The organism is Bacteroidota bacterium, from assembly GCA_016706865.1.
Taxonomy (GTDB): Bacteria; Bacteroidota; Bacteroidia; order Chitinophagales; family BACL12; genus UBA7236.
This window is the reverse complement of record JADJIS010000002.1, coordinates 97898-117458: the sequence shown is the minus strand read 5'-3', so window position 1 is coordinate 117458 and position 19561 is coordinate 97898. Positions and strand designations below refer to the sequence as shown.

Sequence of the window (19561 nt, the reverse complement as noted above, 5' to 3'; positions counted from 1 at the left end):
TTTTAGGGTAAATAAAGATAAGAAAATATACCATAATTGTGGGAGAAAGCTATTGGTATATTTTTAAACATAGTCAGCAATTTGAATTTAGTTAGTTGTTGTTCCACAATTATTTGTTATGTATATTTGTCTACACTTTAATATAACTTTTAAATCATTCCCATGAAAAAACTTGTATTTATTTTTCTTCTATGTGTGTTTGCACAATTTACCCTACTTTTTTCACAAGCCGGAACCCTTGACCCAACATTTGGCGACGGCGACGGTTTTGAAACTCAACCAGGCGGCGATTTTGAGGAAGCCTTTGCTTGTGTGATAAGAGAAAACGGCAATATAATTGTTGGAGGATATTCCATTAATATTTTATCCAGCGAAAACGATATAAAACTTTATGCTTACCTCCCTGATGGATCTGCAGATGATGATTTTGGTGATAGCGGGATATTGACAACAGATGCAGGTGGCGCAGAACGAATTTATGCCATGAAATTGCAGGAGGATGGGAAAATAATCTGCACAGGTTATATCGGTTATTTTACAAGTAGTGATTTTATTACGGTAAGATATATGCCTGATGGAAATTTGGATGCAGAATTCGGTGAAGATGGTATTGTTATAACCGATTTTCCGAGCACTGATAACGACATTGCCCGAGCAATTGCAATAGATGATGAAGGGAGAATAATAGTGGCGGGCAAAACCGATAATGGAAATGATGATGATTTTGGTTTGATAAGATATCTCGCTAACGGAACTCTTGATCTGAGTTTCGGAATGGATGGATTTGTAAGTTTCAGTCTTGGTGAAAGCGATGAAGTTGTTTATGGAATTGTTTTGCAGGAAGATGGAAAAATTGTTGTGGGGGGAACTGTGTCGGGAGATTTTGGTGATGATTTTGTTTTGGTAAGATTTGAATCCGACGGAACACTTGATAATTCTTTTGGAACAGGTGGAGCAGTTGTTCAAAATGTAGGTTATTTAGACCATGGCAGTGGAATATTATTACAACCCGACGGAAAAATAGTGATATGTGGTTACGCAGATGTGGATCTAGCCGCACTCCGATTTTTGGAAAACGGAACTCCGGATATTACTTTTTCGGATGATGGAATAACAACAATGGATTTTGATGGTGCATATGATTTTGGTTTTGCATGTGCACAACAATCAGACGGAAAGATTTTAGTTGGCGGATTTAATGTTTTAAATATCACGGATCCCTATCCGGATGCAGATTTTATTCTTACCCGTTTTAATGTGGATGGCACGCCTGATTTAAGTTTCGGAACGGATGCAAAAGTGAAAAATGATTTTGGATCTTTAAATGATTATATAACGGCAATTCAAATTCAGGCCGACGGAAAAATTATTGCCACAGGTTGTTCGGGCATTTATGCTGAACAGGGTTTTGCAGTTGCACGTTATATTTCCGGATTGAATGTTGGAGTTATTGATTTTGTAACTCAGGATAATATGTTATATCTCTATCCAAACCCTATAGAAAGTAACGCAATGTTAAGTTATACCTTGCAGAATGATACTCATTTATCCATTTATATTATTGATCAACAAGGTAAAAAAATAATAAATGTATTGAATAATATTTTAATAAATAAAGGTTTACAAACACAACAAATTATATTACCATCGTATTTATCAAAAGGTATTTATCATATTGTTTTGGAATCTAATGAAGGAGCTATTAGCGTTCAATTTGTTCATTAAAATGTCTTGAACATAAAAAAAACAGCAAAGTAAATTTGCTGTTTTTTTTTCACATTAATTATTTTTATTTTGTTAGCACCATCGTTTTTGTAGCGATAATTCTGCCATCAATTATAAGTGTATATTGATAATTTCCTGCAGATAATTCCTGAGCATTTATCAGTACTTCATTTATTCCGGCTGATTCTAAATTGTTTGTTTTAAGAATCACTCCGTTTTGTGAGGTTATTACCATTTGTGCAGATGTAAAATCTTCCGGTATGTAGCAACGAATGGAAGTGTTGCCGGTAAAAGGGTTTGGTACATTTTGATCCAACCACGCAGCACTTAAAATAATCTCAGTTGTAATAACATCTTCGTTTGTATTAAAACTTTCGAAGTTATTTTCAGATGATGGATTTGTGCCGGCTGTTAAATTTCTAACCATTTCTTTTAATATTTCCACATCATTTTGCAGATCCTCAATAGTTGAATTTGTTTCTTCTTTTTCTGCTAATAAAGTTTCAATTTCAGTTTGTTGTTCCTGAATTGCTTTTACCATCGGAACAACAAATTCTGCATAACGCAATCCATAAAGATCTGTTTCATTTTTTGGAACATCTACGCCACTGAAATCGTAGTTGGATTCTTTTGCGGCTGCTTCCACTTCTTGTGCTAAAAACCCGGTGTATCGTATTTCTTCCTTTGCATCACGAGCTATTTTATTTTCAGATGTTGCATTTGTTGTGATCTTATTTCCTGAAGTGTCACGAGCAACATCTTCCCCCAAAAAAGCAGCTAATTTATTTACTTCCAAATTATAAGTAACAGGTCTTAATTTCATAATAAAATCCAAACCTTTTACATCTTCCTTTACATTATTTTTATAACGTTCGTCGCTTAAATTTGTCCAGCCCGCGTAACCTCCAATACTAGTTACACTTGAGTTTCCGATGCGTACCTGATTTGATGCCGTGGGTCTTGCATTATATCCAAAAGCAGAAACATTTATAAGATTATCTGAACTTGTATATGTATTGTATCCAAAGAAACTTCCGTTAGTGATATTTTCTCTGAAGTCACCTGCATAATGTCCCATTGCTGTGTTATAACTACCTGTTTTATTATCGGTCATTGCAAAACTTCCGTTTGCACAATTAAAAGAACCTGTAGTATTGTAAAATAAAGATCGTTGTCCATATGCGGTATTTTCTGAGCCAATTGTATTATAAAACATAGACCAAAAACCTGCCGCAATATTGTCATCTCCTTCTTCATTTGAAACAAGACATTGTTGTCCGAGCGCAATATTATAAGACCCATCTATATTATTATTTAATGCTGCCCAACCAACGGCAACATTTCCATATCCATAGGTATTATTTTCTAGCGTAACATCTCCTAAAGCAACGTTTTTTTCGCCCCATTCGGTTATTCTTAATGCATTATATCCTATAGCAACATTATAATTTGCAGAAGCTGATAAGGCCATAGCACCCGTTCCTATTGCAGTATTTCTTTCTCCTGTGATATTTTCTTCTCCTGCATATGCACCTAAAAATGTATTATTTTCACCATCGGTATTTTGATTTCCGGCATGATAACCTACAAAAGTATTTGAGCTTCCTGTTGTATTTTCCACACCACTATAAGCTCCTAAAAAAGTATTATCTGTTCCTGAATTACTGCTTCCGGATGAAGGCCCCATGTAAATATTATTTTCATCTCTCCACAGGAATTTATTTCCATTTAAATACAATGCTCCATCAGCATAAATATTTCTCCATGAGCTTGTAAGATATCCAAGGTCTCTTGTGTTATCAAGATCAGGTAATAAATTTACATTGATGTCGGTAGAAGTAAGGTTGGATAATGAAGTATTTGCTCCAACAGAATACTCTGTAAACGACACCCATTCAGAACCATTATATCCTTCAAAATCGCTTCCTGAATATCTGATCGCTCCTGCAGTGGAAGGAACTGCATCCTGAATAATAATTCCTCCATCAGCATATAATGAGGAAGAAAAATATCCGTAATTCCAAGGCAATGCTTCAGTCCCCAGACTTAGAAAACCGCTTCCATTTGGCAATAATGATTGATTAATGGAAGTTGGATATTTTAAATTAGAAAGTGTTTGATTTGCACTTTTCTTTTCATTTCTGAAAGAAAGTTTACCATAACCATCTGTTACTAAAACTTGTCCTTCTGTTCCATCGGCCGGCGGCAGTGTCCAGATGAACGAATTTTCCAAAGAATACGGAGCTTTAAATCCAATATAATTTGTTCCGCTCATGGAAGTTTCCATAAATCGCATTTGCCCGGTTTGTTCACCGGCAGCATCAAAAAACGGATCGATCTGAAGTGCATTTCCGCCTAAGGAATCCACTGTTTTAATTTGCAGTGACGCAACAGGTGAGGCTACATTTATTCCAACATTTCCTGCTGCAGGAAATATGTTTTGTGATTTTGCTTTTCCAACTATTGCAAGAAAAACGATAGCACATAAGGTAATTTTAAGTTTCATGTTTTTTGTTTTTGTCGTTATTTAATGATGCAAAAGTATTTCCGCAAAAAAGCGTAGACCAACAAAAAAATAGCGCATTCTTAGAAGTTGAAAGGCAGAAAATTGACTGAGAGACAGGTAGGGGAAGAGTTTGCGGCGAAGGAGCATGGAAGAGTTAGAAAGCCGAGCGGAGATGTTAGTGTGGTATTTCTGCAGTTAATCTATATTTCAGAAATGTTGGATATTTAGGGTTCACTTATTTGTTAAACTAATAGATATATTTGTTATTTGATTTTTAAATTTAATCGCTAAAGATCTCGATGCAATGGGGGTTTTATTTTTTAATATACCATTATTGAGACCTTCGCTATCGGTAATATAAGAAGATCTCACTGCGGTAAACGTTTGGAAGATCTCGATGCAATGAGGGTTTTATTTTTTCATATACCATTATTGAGACCTTCGCTGGGAGCGAAAGCCTCAATATTTTCCAGCGAGGCTTTCGCTCCCAGCGAAGGTCTCGCTAGTGGTAACCGCCACACCAACCACCCCTGCCACAGGCCTACCAACCCCAAAGGAAAGCTTTCGCTATCGTTCGCATTTAAGTTATATTTTCAAACCGAAACAAAAGGTATCGATGATATAAAATGCCAACTCCCCCCTAAATATTATTATAAATTATACTTATTAATCCAACCCCACGTTTCTTAGTTTTACCCTTTCTTAGGCATGCGTGAATTCACTCCGGTAAAGATTTTAATTTTTTTAGGTTCTTGTCTGCTAATATTGGCAATGATAAGTGCTGTTTTTCCTGAAAATGGGATTCGGGTAACAGAAAAATTTTACATTTCATTTCCAACGCTCAGTTCGATATTTAATGGCGACGAGGAAAAAACGGATATTTCTGCTATCACGGCAATAAAAACGGAGGACGAATTAAAGGCAGATTCCATCCGGTTGAATAAAATTAACGCAGATAAGGTTGAACTGGACACTACTGTAAAATTACTATCGTCAATTCAATATGCTCCGGAAGGTAAAAATGCACTTGATAAATTTTTTGCGGCGCTTCATGGTGTGAAAAATTCAGATGAAGGTATTCGAATATTGCATTATGGCGATTCACAAATTGAGGGCGATAGAATTACAGGATATTTACGATTAAAACTGCAATTTCAATTTGGCGGAAAAGGAACAGGATTTATTTCCCCAATGCCGGTTGCTGAAAGTGTAGGAATTACCAATACCTGGAGTGAAAATTGGGATAGATATAATATTTTTAATGTTAAGGATAAACGTGTATCTCATTCGAATTTTGGACCTGCTGCGGGATTTTGCAGGTTCCGGAATTATTGGCCGGAAAATGATTCCATACATGCCGAACAATCGGCTTGGTTAAAAGTTAAAACAATAAAAACGGCCGGAGAAAATTTATTGGGATACAATAAAGTTAAAATGCATTATGCCGGAGGGAGAGATAATACTATTGTTGAATTTTATGAGAACGGCGAATTAAAACAAACGGATACTCTTGCAAAAGGAGGGTATTATCACATTCAACAATATCCTCTCAATGCGGGTCCGGGAGAATTTGAATTTAAATTCAGGGGAAAAGATAGTCCGGATATTTATGGATTTTCTCTAGAGGGAAATGGGGGAGTTATGATAGATAATTTCGGTTTGCGTGGAAGCTTAGGACTTTTTTATAACCGAATGAATTTAACGCATCTCAAACAGTTTTACGATAACATGCATGTAAAACTCATCATTCTTCAATTTGGAGGAAATGCTTTACCGGGACTGGAAGATGAACAGGATTGCACTTGGTATACCAATGCTTTTAAAGCGCAGGTTAATTCTCTAAAAAAAATTGCACCCGATGCAAGTATTTTAATTATTGGTCCGGCGGACATGAGTGTTAAAGAAGGAACAAAATATGTAACTCATCCCATGCTCGAAACGGTGCGAGATCAATTAAAACAAGTGGCCTTTGATACTAATTCTGCTTTTTTCGACATGTATGCATGTATGGGAGGAAAAAACTCTATGGTGAGTTGGGTGGAAGCTGGAATAGCTGCAAAAGATTATATACATTTTAGTCCCTCCGGATCTCGCAAAATTGCAGTGTTACTTTATCAGGCTTTATTGAGTGATTATAATAATTATTTACAAACGGCAACCTACGAATGAATAAAATAAATTTAGTTTTTTTTATAGTTTTTCAATTTTGTGCACAGCAGTTATTTTCTCAAAAAAAATATCCGTTCATTCAGTACGATTCCAATAAAATTATACACGCTACAGACAGTTCTGATTTTATCGCTTTTTATAAAAAAATTGATGGATTAAAAAACGGAACATTAAAAAAAGTTACCATTGCACATTACGGGGGTTCCCATATTCAGGCAGGGCAATGGACGGAGGTATTAGCGGATAGTTTTCAGGCTTTGGGAAAGTTTAGAGGAGGTGGAGCTTTTGCATTTCCATTTAGGATAGCGAATACAAATGGACCACCTTTTTACAGGTCGTTAAGCAGCGGTACCTGGACGCGCTGCAGATGTGTACCCAGTGAATTATGCGCTCCTTTAGGTATGGCGGGAATTGTGGCCGTAAATAATGATGTAGATGCAAGTTTTGGAATGCAACTTAAGACAAACAATCATATACAAACCTTTACCTCCATAAGAGTATACCACAATTTTAATCCGAGTTTTACATTTAATATCGGTGATGGATTTCCTGTTCCGGTAAAACGTTTAGAAGTGCAGGAATTTGGTTATACCTTATTTGAATTTGCAGTTCCGGTTGATTCGGTTAATTTCAAATTGCATAAAACGGATAACAACCAAAGAGATTTTATTTTACGCGGATTCAGCATTGAAAATGAAGAACCGGGTTTTTATTTTGCATCGATGGGTGTTAATGGAGCAAGTACAAAATCGTATATTAATTGTGCTGAATTCAGCAAAGAATTAAATTCGTTGAAACCCGATCTTTTTATTTTTTCCATTGGGGTGAACGATGCGCAAGACCTTGATTTTAATGCAGAAGATTTTATTAGAAGATATGATTCGCTGGTTTTCATTGTAAAAAACGTTTCTCCCGATTGTGCAATTTTATTTACTACCATCAGCGATAATTATATCAAAAGAAAAACTTCCAACAGCAGGAGCCTGGCAACCAATGCTGCTATTTATCAATTGATGGAAAAACACAATGCTGCGTTATGGGATATGTTCACCGTTATGGGAGGGTTGCGCAGTATTTATACCTGGTATCAAAATGGTCTCGCATCGGCAGATAAAATTCATTTTAATACGGAAGGATATAAACTTATTGGGAGTTTGATGTTTGAGGCAATTTCAAAAAGTTATAATGCGAATTCAGTCACCCTAAAATAAACACAACCATCACTTGAGCACCTTTTTTGAACAAATACAAAACATTTTTTCCTACGACCCTGAACATCCTTTAATATTTACGCAACTGTTTTTTTGGGGATTTTTTGCCGTTGCATTGGCTCTCTATTCTTTTTTGTATAAAAAGCAAGCACTTCGCACTGTTTTTTTACTTGCAGTAAGTTTCTTCTTTTATTATAAGACCAGTGGAATTTTTCTCATCTTATTAATATTCACTATAATAAGTGATTTTATTTGGGGCCATTTAATTTATAAGAGCAGGTCGGATATTCAGAAAAGAATATTTCTAACCATAAGTGTTATTCTCAATATTACCTTATTATGTTACTTTAAATACGCATATTTTTTTACGGAAAGTATAAATCAATTTACGGGTACGGATATCACTTTCTTTAATCATTTTTCGCATTTCACAAATACCTGGTTCGGTACAGAATTTTCAGTAGATAAATTAATACTTCCGATCGGAATTTCCTTTTTTACATTTCAATCGCTGTCATATACTATCGACATGTACCGGGGGAAAATCACACCCGTAAAAAACATACTCGACTACGGTTTTTTTGTTTGTTTTTTTCCGCATTTGGTTGCGGGGCCTATAGTAAAGGCGCATGATTTTTTATATCAGATCTATCAACCCTATAAATTATTAAAAACAGAATTCGGACTTGCCTTATTCTGGATATTAAACGGATTGGCAAAAAAATTCATGGCAGATTATATAGGGATAAATTATGTGGATCGTATTTTCGAAAATCCTGGTTTTTATTCGGGTGTGGAAGTTGTTTTGGGAATATTTGGTTATTCTCTGCAGATATATGCTGATTTTTCGGGTTATACGGATATTGCGATAGGTATTGCTTTATTACTTGGTTTCAGATTAAAAACGAATTTTAATTCTCCCTATAAGGCTACAAGTACAAGTGACTTTTGGCGTCGATGGCATATTTCTTTGTCAAGTTGGTTGAAAGAATATTTATATATTCCTTTAGGAGGAAACCGTAAAGGGACTATTGGAAGTTATATTTCCATTTTGATCTTGTGTTTTTTTCTTGTGTTGTTAACAGGAAAAATATGGTTGATATATTTATTAATCGGAACGGCAATTTTACTTTTAATTCTTGCGCGATTCTTCCCAAAATTTAAACACAGCGTAAATACGAATATCAATATTCTGGTAACGATGTTATTAGGAGGATTGTGGCATGGTAGCAGTTGGATGTTCATTATCTGGGGAGGATTAAACGGCCTGGGATTGATGGTGCATAAAGGATGGGAACGAATAAGTCCTTTCAAAAGTAATAACACAATTGCCTATCGCGCATTTGCCATATTTCTCACTTTGGTTTTTATAAGTTTCACGCGTATCTGGTTCAGAAGCGACAGTTTAGAAACTGTAGGTGTAATTTTTGACCGGATCAGTTATCATTTCGGCGGAGAATTATTTTTTAAAATAATCAGCGGTTATTGGTTCGTATTACTCGTTATTTTACTTGGATATATCATCCACTGGATTCCCGAATCCATTAAAATAAATTACAGGAATTGGTTCTCCAATTTATCGTACCCCAAAATGATCTTCACAACAGTTTTGATCGTTTTTATTATTTATCAACTGGTAAGCTCAGAAATGCAGCCGTTTATTTATTTTCAGTTTTGAACGGGGGTTGAAAAGGTTGGCAGGGTTTGCAAGCGTTGAAAGGGTTTACTAGTAGGAAAACATCGGGTAAGCACTAGACTGGACTTTGACTTGTTGAAATTGTTTCCTAGGGAGGATAATCAATTGGCCGTCGACCTCACCACTCCCTACTCACTACTCACCCAAAGGGTTATCAAGGTTTATTTCGAAGGAAAATCTTCAGATACAACCTGCCTTCCCGCCACTTTAGTAAATTAAAAGTTTAACTCGAGACGAAAATCTCACAATGATACAAACTGCCCACTGCCACTGCCTACTGCTAACTACTCCTCACTCCTCCTTCTCATGATGTTTCAACGAATCTTTATCATTCTCGCTGATAAGATCGGTGAATGGACGGGAAGAGCGAACTTCCTGGCGGGCGCGCATTTTTTTGTTTGATTTATTTAATCCTTTTTCGAAGAGTAATATTAATGCAGGTAATAGAAGTAAATTATTAAATAATGCAACTAATAAAGTGATAGAGACGAGGATTCCCATATTAGCTGTTCCTCCGAATTTGCTGAATACGAAAATGAAAAATCCGCAGAATAATATCAGTGAAGTATAGATCATACTCACACCAGCTTCCTGCAAACTGCTCATTACTGTTTGCGGAATATTAAAACTGTTGCGAATAAGATCGTGTTTGTATTTTGCAACAAAATAACAGGTGAAATCCACACACATTCCATATGCAATACTAAAAATTAAAACCGTGGAAGGTTTAATTGCAATATTCATAAAACCCATAATTGCACCCGTAATAAAGAGCGGAATTAAATTCGGTAAAAATGATATTGCCAACATACGTAAACTGCGGAACTGATATAATAAAATGATGGAAATAACGATGAGTGCAAGCAATAAACTTTCGAATAATCCATCAATTAAATATTTATATCCGGATAAGGCAACCACACTTGTTCCTGTAATTTTAACATCGTAATTTTCCTTATCAAAAATGGCATCAATTTTAGGTTGAAGATCTGCCATTAATTTTGGCATACTGTCACTTCCGATGTCGGCAACCTGTACACTAATTCTGGCGATCTCTCCTTTCGAATCAACAAAACGATTTTCCAAAACCCCCTTTTGTCCGGAGTTTTCAAGGTAATCTTTCACCTTCATATCATTGGAAGTAAGCGTATTAAAATCGGGTAGTGAATAATATCTTTCATTACCATTATAATAAGCCTGACGCGCAAATTTCATCCCATCCAAAATGGAAAGTGAAGAAGATAGTTGCGGATATTTGCTGAGTGTATCTTGTAACTGTGAAATTTTTTGCAGTGAAGCCATTCCCAATACATTGGTGCTGGATGTATCCGGTCGTTTTACAATAACGGTATCATATAAAATTGTGGTGTCGCTTTCAATTATATCTATTTGTTCGTTCACAATGGTATCCTGAACAAAAGTGATATTTTGTTTTTTGGAGACCATTATTTCAAAAGGCATTACACCTTTAAAAACGCCTTCAAAAAATTTCATATCCTGATATACTTCTGTATCGTGTTTTACTTCATCTAAAATAAAACCGCGAGATTTTAAACGCGATGCTCCGAAAATGGAAATTATAATAATAATAATGGCTACTACAAATATTTGTTTGCGATGGCCGGAGGTCCATAATTCCAGTTTATGCAATACAAATTTTAATTGTTTGCTTTCGAGATAATCGGTTTGTTTGGTTTTTGGTTTGGGAAGAAAACTGTAAACGATCGGAATTCCGATCAGAGAAATAATAAAGGTGGCTAATACTCCAATGGTCGCAATTAAACCGAATTCCTCTAAAATTCTCACATTAGTAAAACAAAACACTGCAAAACCCACTGCTTTGGTCATGTTGGTGATGAAGGTGGCAAAACCCAATTTCTCCACCATTATACTAAGTGCTTTTATCTTGTTGCCATTGCGGCGCACTTCGTGATGATATTTATTTAACAGGTAAACGCAATTCGGAATACCCATTACAATTAATAAACTCGGTATCAAACTGGTAAGAACAGTAAATTCATAACCCAGTAAAGCCATAAATCCTATGGAGATCACCACTCCGCTTCCGATTATGAGCAATGGAAAAACCACGGCATCCCAACTTCTGAATAAAATATATAATACAACTATAGTGATGAAAATGGCCAGCAATAAAAACAATCTTACCTCACGCGTGATGGTGGATAGTTGGTAATATCTTATGTAAGGTAATCCAGAATATTTGATATCTACATTAAATTCTGCCCCAAAAGCCTCCGTTTTTTCCTTTAATTCATTTATTAGGGAGATGCGTCGTGGTGAATCCAAAACAGCGCGATCAATGGCGATCAACATAACAAAAGTGTTGGAATCGGAGCTGTAAATGCGGTCCTTATAAAATGGCAGACTCAAAAACTCTTCCTTTAAACTATCCAGTTCTGCTTGTGTTTTTGGTTGTTCGACAACAAGTGGATGGATATCAAATTTTCGCTCCGCCGTATTTTTTATTAGATTGTAAGAGCTTGGTACTGATAGAGTGCTTTCTATATCAGGAGTGTTTTTGATCTCCTTTTCCAGAGCACACCATTTATTGAAGAATTCGAGTTCGAAAAATTGTTCAGTTTGCACTCCGAGGAACAAAACATTGCCCTCTTCACCAAAAATTGCCTTAAAATCCTCGTAATCCTTATATGCACTGTTATCTTCGGGAACCGTTTTATAAAACTCGTAGCTAAGTTTCACCTTAGTGGTCTCGTAGGTCATAAAAGCAGTAATAACTGCCCATCCGGCAAGAAATGCCCAGCGATTCCGCAAAATTATCCTTCCTAGCGCTCTCCAAATCATAAAAAAGGTGGGCAAAGATACTAAAATTAAGACCCTGCTTTCACTGCGAGCATCTCAAGTCGAAATATTTTGGCATTTCCTGCGTTATAGCAGCGCTATTTCTGAAATTTGCAGTTGTATTATGAAGTCAATTTTTCTTGTTCTCTCTGTGATTATTGGTATAAATTCCTCATTTAGTCAAAATGTACCTATAGGTCAATGGAAATCACATCTGCCTTATAATGGTGTATTATCGGTGGTAGATGCTGATGAAAAGGTGTATTGTGCAAATTCAATTTCGGTGTTCAGCTATGTTAAATCAGATAATAGTTACGAGCGGTTGAGCACTGCTGCGGGATTTTCTGAAGTTGGGATCCGGGGAATCCATTACGATAAGAATGGCGACATACTGGTTATCGTTTATACCAACAGCAATATCGATTTTTTATTCGGAAATGAGATCTACAATTTTCCTTTTATCAAATCGGGTAATATTAATGGCGATAAAAATATCTATCATTCTTATTTTTTAGGAGACACCGCAATTTTAAGTTGTGGTTTCGGGATCGTGCTTTTTGATCTTGAAAAACGCGAGAGTCCGGCAACTTATTTTTTTACGGATACCACCGGTGCTAATATGAGAGTAAATCAATCCACGGTTTATAATCATGCTATTTATGCAGCAACTGTTTCCGGATTATTTCGCGGTGATCTGGATGAACCTAACTTACAGGATTTTTCGAAGTGGGATAGTTTAAGTGGATTTGACGGATTACCTAAAGGGGATGTTAAATATATAACAAATTTCGAAGAGGTATTATATGCCATGGTTGCCGATACCATTTACAAATATGATGGAACAATTTGGGAACAATTCTTTTTTGATGCGGGATGGAAAACAAAACAATTAAAAAGTACAAATAATAAATTGTTGATCACTCAAATTTCAGGAATTGATGAACCGGCAGATAGTTGCAGAGTTTTAATGATAGATATAGATGGAGAAGTTACGGAAGTTAAATCGTCGACACAATTGTCTTATATCTCTCAATCAGATCTCGATAAAGAAGGTGTTCTTTGGATAGCGGACAGTTATCGGGGACTTGTGAAATATAAGGATAATAATTATTCCTATTACGAACCGAATGGACCTGCATCGAGCAGAGTTCAGGATATGGCAAGTTTTAATGGCACTTTATATGTTGCGCCGGGCGAAACAGATGCTACCTGGATCTACCAATATAATCGCGATGGATTTTTTCAATACGACGAGTATGGATATTGGGCGGCAGTTAATAATTACATTTTTACGGAATTAGATACCACACTCGATTTTATAACTGTAGAACCAGATCCATTTAGAAACATTGTATATTTTGGCTCCTATGGTGGTGGATTATTGGAATACAATAAAGTAGCAAACACAATAAAAATTTATGAACAGGGATATCTTTTCGGTACTCCGGGCGACCCTCCTAATTATCGTGTTTCCGGATTAGCATTAGATGCTTCGGGTAATTTATGGATCTCCAATTTTGGAGCAATAAATCCATTGGTGGTAAAAAGAACAGATGGAACATGGAAATATATTAATCCGGAAATGCCAGTTGATGTCAACAATCAGGTTGCACAAATTCAAATTGATGAATTTAATACCAAGTGGATCCAATTACCACGTGGAAATGGGATTTTAGTTTACAATGAGAATCTAACATTAGATGATGATAGTGATGATCTTATAAAAGTATTAGGTGCCGGTGCCGGAAATGGCAATTTGCATACTAGTTTTGTTAATTGTCTCGCAGTTGATAAACAAGGAGAAGTGTGGGTGGGTACAACAGAAGGAATAACTATTTTTTATAATCCATCGGAAGTATTTTCCGGCTCAACGGCTGGAGATGCAACACAACCTTTGGTGAGTTTGGGTGGATTTTATGAGCAGTTATTGCGCAACGATATTGTAAATACAATTGCAGTTGACGGAGCAAACAGAAAATGGGTAGGAACAAATAGCGGTGCATTTTTGATCAGTGAAGATGGAACGCAGCAATTATTATATTTCAATACGGATAATTCCCCATTGATTTCTAATGCTGTAATTAATATTGAAATAGATGATGTAACCGGAGATGTTTATTTTGGAACTGCAAATGGAATTATTTCCTTCCGATATACCGCTACTGATGGTGTAGAAGAAATTGATAAAGTAAATGTATTTCCAAATCCTGTTCGTCCGGAATACACGGGGTTAATTGCGATAAATGGACTAACCGAAAATGCCGAAATAAAAATTACGGATGTTGCCGGCAGAATGATATTCGAAACAACTGCTCTCGGCGGACAAGCAATTTGGGATGGAAAAGGTTATGGTGGCGATAGAGCACAAACCGGAGTTTATTTAGTGTATTCTTCCAATGAAGATGGTTCGGAGACTTTTGTTGCAAAGATACTTATGGTGAACTGAGATGGACATATGACATATGACATATGACATAGGACATAGGACATAGGACATACGACATATGACTTGACATAGGACAAGGGAAAGGGACATAGGAAAACAAAATTGTAGCAGGTATCTCGTTGGCGGGGGGGGGGAGAGGGGCGCGCGCCGCGCCTCCCGCCCCGCACCCCTCCCCCCTCTCCCATTTCCCCCAAATTTCACACAAATTTTTCCCCCCTCCTCTTTCCTCCCTCCTAATCAGCAAAAAACTTTAACCTATGAAAAAATTATTTTTTGGTTTAACAATATTATTCGGTTGTTATATTTCAGATGGACAATGTGTGAAGGAACCGGAAAAAATTTTGTTGTGGGGTGATGGGCCTGTTTATGCGCCGGGTTCCATTCAATTAATTGAGAACAGCAACGCTCAATTAATGCATTATGAGTTTGGACAATCCAATGTTTTTACTACAGTTAACGGCGTTACAAAAGAAACACTTATTTATTTTGAAGCTACGTTATTATTGGCATATTATGACTCAGCATTAAGACAATATTATTTTGTAGGTAGCATAGGTGGTAATGAGGGATATATTGCAGTTTTTGATGAGTGGTTTCAATTAATTGACAGCAATGAATATGCAGATCAAAGGTTTTTTTCTGCAACAGTTTTTGACAATGAAATTATAGTGGGTTCAGAATATAAATTATTCAAAATTGACATGCAGTCGCTGAAAATTAAAGATAAAGTGAAAATTGATATCAGCACGGTTTGGTTTATTAATACAAATAACACAAATTTGATATGCGGAGGTACAAGTGGCGGATTATTTATGATCAAAAATGGTAAATCAAATAAAATTACGGGTACAGATGCCAAAGAAACATTTTATGACATCAAAATATATCAAAATAACTTCCTGGTGATATCCGGAGAGAATCTGAACCTGATTTCTGAAAATGGTGAATTTAAAGGGCGATTGGAATTAAACGATGATATAAGCGCTCATTTTATAGATAGCCTAAATAAACAAATTGTATTGGTGGGTCGCAATGGGACAATGCAGTATTACAATATCAATGAATTTACATTGGTTTGTGAAACGAGTATTGAAGGATTTGAACTAAAGGAAGAACCTATTGAGGTTATTATACCAGTAACGGATAATAATTATAGTGTAATAGAATCTAGAAATATTTTTAATACTAACAACTATAAAACATACAACTCGAAATTTAGGATTAATGACATAACACTAGATAAAAATGAGGACCTTTTTACTGGAAATGCGGCAGGGGAACTATTTTTATTTGATACAATATTTAAAAAGCTAAATTTTTACAAATATAAAAATGGATCTGCGTTAGGTTTGACTGCAGGTGGCAGATGGGATTTTTATTTTGCTTGGTTTTCAGATGGTGTTGAAATGCAATTTTTAAATAACAAATTTGATTTTGGGCAGAAATTATATGGATTTGGAGGATTAAAACAAACTGAATTTAGTGCTGATTGTAAATCCTTAATCCAAGTTAGAATAGGAGGTGATTCTATTTCACTTGTAAATCGTATACCATTTAATTTTTATCGACATGCAAATTTATTTAGAAGGTATGATGAGTTTACAGCTACTGTTAATTTATTGGATCTTAATGTAGTATTGGTAAAAATCCACCCTGGTAATAAACAATGTCTTGGTTATTTATTTGACACAGGAGTGCTTGAAATTTCTGATTTTATAAATGAGAAACAAAAGATATGTTCCATTTCCGGTATTATTGATTTCGAAAAATATAAAAAGGGTTGGATCGCATTAAATGAAAATGGTAAATTAATTTCTATTACCGAAAAAGGAGTGCAGGATCATATTTTAACATCAAATTTATTACAAGCCAATAAAATAGCAGTTTCCAGAAACAATAAATATCTTGCAATTACAAACAATTCCACCATCGTGGTCTATGAAATGGAAAATAATTCAATAGTATGTGAATATAAAACCATGGATTCAGTAAAATTAGAGAGTATTGAAATTACAAACGACGGATATGTTTTTTCCTTGTTATCCAATTTTCCCGAAAGTTATATTCAACCTTCAGGCCCTAAGCGATACGAAACCCGATTTATTTCGAATGTATCCTTTGACGAAAGAACGAGATATATGTATGTATTCGACAGCTTTGGTTTATTGGAGGTTTATCAGTTATAATTTTTATGGAATATTCCTTTAGCTAATTTTAGAATTTAATTTCCAGATCGAGATTAAACAAAATCCTTTATCCAATTTCCCTTGTCCTATATCCAGTCCTGTGTCCCGTGTCCTTCCTCCTATATCCCTTTTACCCTAACTTTGCATCATGCTTCACAAAACCCGGGGAATTGTATTCAGAACCACAAAATATGCGGAGACGAGTATAATTGTGAAAATATTTACGGAAACATTCGGGATACAGACCTATATTATTAATGGAGCGAGATCGTCTAAATCAAAATCCAAAGCAGTTTATTATCAGCATGGAAATCTATTGGATCTGGTGGTTTATTATAAGGAGACGGGTAATATAATGCGTATAAACGACGCGAATTTTTTTTATGGGTATAAAGAACTTCCATTTCATATTGTTAAAAGTTCTTTATTACTTTTTTATATAGAGGTAATTAATAAAACAATTAAGGAACACGAAGCATATCCAGAATTATTTCATTTTTTATTCGAAATTTTTGTGGAACTTGATGAAACCGATAAACAACTGGCTAATCACCATATCTGGTTTTTATTGGCACTTTCCAAATACCTGGGATTTTATCCATCGGTTTCTGATAGAAAATATTTTGATCTTAGAGAGGGTTTGTTTACAGATAATATTCCATCGTATTCCAATTATATTTCAGAACAGATGTCGGATGTGTTGAGAAATATAATTAACCCCGAACTTAAAAATTATGATCAGATAAGGATCACCACGGTGGAAAGAAAAAAATTGCTGGCCTATCTCTTAGATTATTATCGTTTACATTTACCCGAGTTTGGTGAAATAAGATCCATTCAAATATTGGAAGATCTATTTCGGTGATTTTGCATTTTTATACAGCGACCATGTTTCATTTTTATAAGCAAGTATATAAATATTGCTTTTATAGGGCAAGGTAAGTGTATCCTCATTGTTAATTTTATTGGAAATAATTACATCCGGAATAAAAGTATTGTATTGAGAAGAAGATTCAATTTTTGCACTCGCATTATTAACCATTACCTGCTGAATCACCAGGTCATCTCTATGTTGCAATAATATCCAAAATGGATATTGCCAGGCATCACCACTGGTTAATAAACCAACCTTTTTAGAATCGCTATTTTGAACCATATCCGTAATTTCAACAAACGGTAATTTTAATTTATCATTATTATTAAAATATTGATCTGTTGCCGATTCAGTGAAAATACTTTCCGGACCAAACCATAACCGCGATTCGTTTTCAAACAGAAATAAGTATGAGGAATAGAAAAATAAAAACATAATACTCGCAAATAATAACTTTGAAGTAATTGAATGAACCATGTACGCTAAAAATGGTGTTATCACCAAAAACATAGGCAACATCAATCTGCAATTCCATATTTGCCATTTAAGAAGAGTACAGAATGTAATAAACATAAGCACCCCTATTCCCATCACCAGCAATACTTTTTTATTTTTTCGTAAATTTTTATTTAAAAGAAAAACAAGAAAGCAGATGATAAATAATATTACATGTAAAAAATTTCCTGCGGAATCTTCCTGAGTAGAAAAATAGGCAACCTCAAAGGGTGGTGTGAAACGCCAGTTGTATTTACCTGATTGAACATTAATATTTATAAGATCATTGAAACCAAGAACAGCACTTTCTATACCTTTGTTTATTGGTGGAAAGCGTGTTTTTAAATGTATTGCCACATTTTTACTCATGTTCGAAAGTGTCGGAGCAATTCCATAAACTTCGTTTGATAGTTTATAATCGGCGCCAAGGGGACTGTTAAAAGTATTGGAGTTGCGGATAAATTGAGGTAAACAAAAAATTCCTACAAAAAGTAAACCGATAAGAGCCGATTTAATTATTTTTAATCGAAGTTTAAATACTGCAAGGATTATCCAAATGAACACAACAGGAAGTAAAAAAACAAACGAAGTTCCTTTTGCCGTAACTGCTAAACAACAACAAATAATAAACATCATTAAATCTGATAAGGAAAAATTACTTTTTATTCCTTTAAATAAATATAAAATACTACAAACTATAAAAAACCCTACTACATAATCGTTTTGTGTGCTGTTACTCTGCAAAATACCCATCGGGATTGCAGCAGTAAAAAATGCGGTTATTATTTGCATTCGTTTTTTTCCTCCGCACTCTTTTGTTATAAGCGAATTTGCAATTACAGAGCCAACCATCGAGATCCATTGTACTAAATTCAACAGCGGATCGTACGAGGATAATAATTTTATATGAAGATCACAATATTCACCCAGAGGTGATAATCCCAGCTGCCTGTCATTGTGTGTGGGGTAATGATCAACATTGCCATTTTGAATCCAATGCATTACACGGGGTAAGTGATAGGTCATACTATCCCATGTATTTGGATAGGCAAATAAACAGGTGATCAGACTAATTAAAATGATGAACAGCGTTGCAAAGCTAATCAGTCTGTTTTCTCCAAAATATTTTTTAATATTTTTTTTCTTGCGGCTTGGTGTTGAAGATCTGCTTTTAAAGTAATAAAGAGAAAGAAGTAAAACCATTAATGTCCAAAGCAGTTTAACACTAAGCGCATTTATTAAATTAAATAAACTCAATATCTCAGTACTTATAAAAATAAATGCAGCATGGAAAATTAAGGTGGCAATTACCGATGTGCGGATATTACTAAAATACCGAGTATGCTTTTCCCTCAGAAGATCTGTTGTTAGAATAATGGAAATAAGGGGAAGCAAAACCCACATAACTCGGTTTAGATTAGTGGGGTTAAATT

10 protein-coding genes are annotated in these 19561 nt (G+C 35.2%); 7 read left to right on the top strand and 3 right to left on the bottom strand.

Going from position 1 to position 19561, the window contains the following annotated elements; genetic code table 11:
• The first annotated feature begins 162 nt into the window (after positions 1-162).
• Positions 163-1725 carry a T9SS type A sorting domain-containing protein gene (locus IPI31_03670; GenBank protein MBK7566901.1) on the top strand — a complete coding sequence of 521 codons (1563 nt, stop codon included), beginning with the start codon at positions 163-165 and terminating at the stop codon, positions 1723-1725.
• A gap of 64 nt (positions 1726-1789) precedes the next feature.
• Here IPI31_03670 and IPI31_03665 read toward each other — a convergent pair whose 3' ends face one another.
• A complete protein-coding gene (locus tag IPI31_03665) occupies positions 1790-4231 on the bottom strand; it encodes a tail fiber domain-containing protein (GenBank protein MBK7566900.1) in 2442 nt (813 codons plus the stop codon).
• 708 nt (positions 4232-4939) lie between these two features.
• Here IPI31_03665 and IPI31_03660 point away from each other — a divergent pair.
• The 3 genes from IPI31_03660 to IPI31_03650 are packed head-to-tail and all read left to right on the top strand — an operon-like array spanning position 4940 to position 9289.
• Positions 4940-6400 carry a hypothetical protein gene (locus tag IPI31_03660; GenBank protein ID MBK7566899.1) on the top strand — a complete coding sequence of 487 codons (1461 nt, stop codon included), beginning with the start codon at positions 4940-4942 and terminating at the stop codon, positions 6398-6400.
• On the top strand, positions 6397-7611 hold the full coding sequence (locus IPI31_03655) for a hypothetical protein (GenBank protein MBK7566898.1): 1215 nt from the start codon (positions 6397-6399) through the stop codon (positions 7609-7611). Before IPI31_03660 ends, IPI31_03655 begins: the two co-directional genes overlap by 4 nt.
• A 13-nt stretch (positions 7612-7624) precedes the next feature.
• Complete coding sequence (locus IPI31_03650) at positions 7625-9289, top strand: MBOAT family protein (protein MBK7566897.1); 1665 nt, start codon at positions 7625-7627, stop codon at positions 9287-9289.
• Between the two features lie 309 nt (positions 9290-9598).
• Here the strand turns inward: IPI31_03650 and IPI31_03645 are convergent, their stop codons facing one another.
• On the bottom strand, positions 9599-12100 hold the full coding sequence (locus tag IPI31_03645; protein ID MBK7566896.1) for an MMPL family transporter: 2502 nt from the start codon (positions 12098-12100) through the stop codon (positions 9599-9601).
• A gap of 151 nt (positions 12101-12251) precedes the next feature.
• Between IPI31_03645 and IPI31_03640 the strand changes: the two genes are divergently transcribed.
• The 3 genes from IPI31_03640 (at position 12252) to recO (ending at position 17624) form a co-directional block, all read left to right on the top strand.
• Positions 12252-14573: a T9SS type A sorting domain-containing protein gene (locus IPI31_03640; protein ID MBK7566895.1), complete on the top strand. Its 2322-nt coding sequence runs from the start codon at positions 12252-12254 to the stop codon at positions 14571-14573.
• Positions 14574-14830: 257 nt separating this feature from the next.
• Positions 14831-16759, top strand: a complete 1929-nt coding sequence (locus tag IPI31_03635) for a hypothetical protein (protein MBK7566894.1) — start codon at positions 14831-14833, stop codon at positions 16757-16759.
• Positions 16760-16907: 148 nt separating this feature from the next.
• Positions 16908-17624: a DNA repair protein RecO gene (recO, locus tag IPI31_03630; protein MBK7566893.1), complete on the top strand. Its 717-nt coding sequence runs from the start codon at positions 16908-16910 to the stop codon at positions 17622-17624.
• Here recO and IPI31_03625 read toward each other — a convergent pair.
• Entirely contained in the window at positions 17613-19532 is a 1920-nt protein-coding gene (locus tag IPI31_03625; protein ID MBK7566892.1) for a hypothetical protein, read from the bottom strand. The two genes, recO and IPI31_03625, sit on opposite strands and share 12 nt — an antisense overlap.
• Between the last annotated feature and the right edge of the window lie 29 nt (positions 19533-19561).

Bases quoted from the DNA above. Each gene is read 5' to 3' on its own strand.
- IPI31_03670 (MBK7566901.1), top strand. From the start codon at position 163: ATGAAAAAACTTGTATTTATTTTTCTTCTATGTGTGTTTGCACAATTT.
- IPI31_03665 (MBK7566900.1), bottom strand. From the start codon at position 4,231: ATGAAACTTAAAATTACCTTATGTGCTATCGTTTTTCTTGCAATAGTT.
- IPI31_03660 (MBK7566899.1), top strand. From the start codon at position 4,940: ATGCGTGAATTCACTCCGGTAAAGATTTTAATTTTTTTAGGTTCTTGT.
- IPI31_03655 (MBK7566898.1), top strand. From the start codon at position 6,397: ATGAATAAAATAAATTTAGTTTTTTTTATAGTTTTTCAATTTTGTGCA.
- IPI31_03640 (MBK7566895.1), top strand. From the start codon at position 12,252: ATGAAGTCAATTTTTCTTGTTCTCTCTGTGATTATTGGTATAAATTCC.
- IPI31_03635 (MBK7566894.1), top strand. From the start codon at position 14,831: ATGAAAAAATTATTTTTTGGTTTAACAATATTATTCGGTTGTTATATT.
- recO (MBK7566893.1), top strand. From the start codon at position 16,908: ATGCTTCACAAAACCCGGGGAATTGTATTCAGAACCACAAAATATGCG.
- IPI31_03625 (MBK7566892.1), bottom strand. From the start codon at position 19,532: ATGTGGGTTTTGCTTCCCCTTATTTCCATTATTCTAACAACAGATCTT.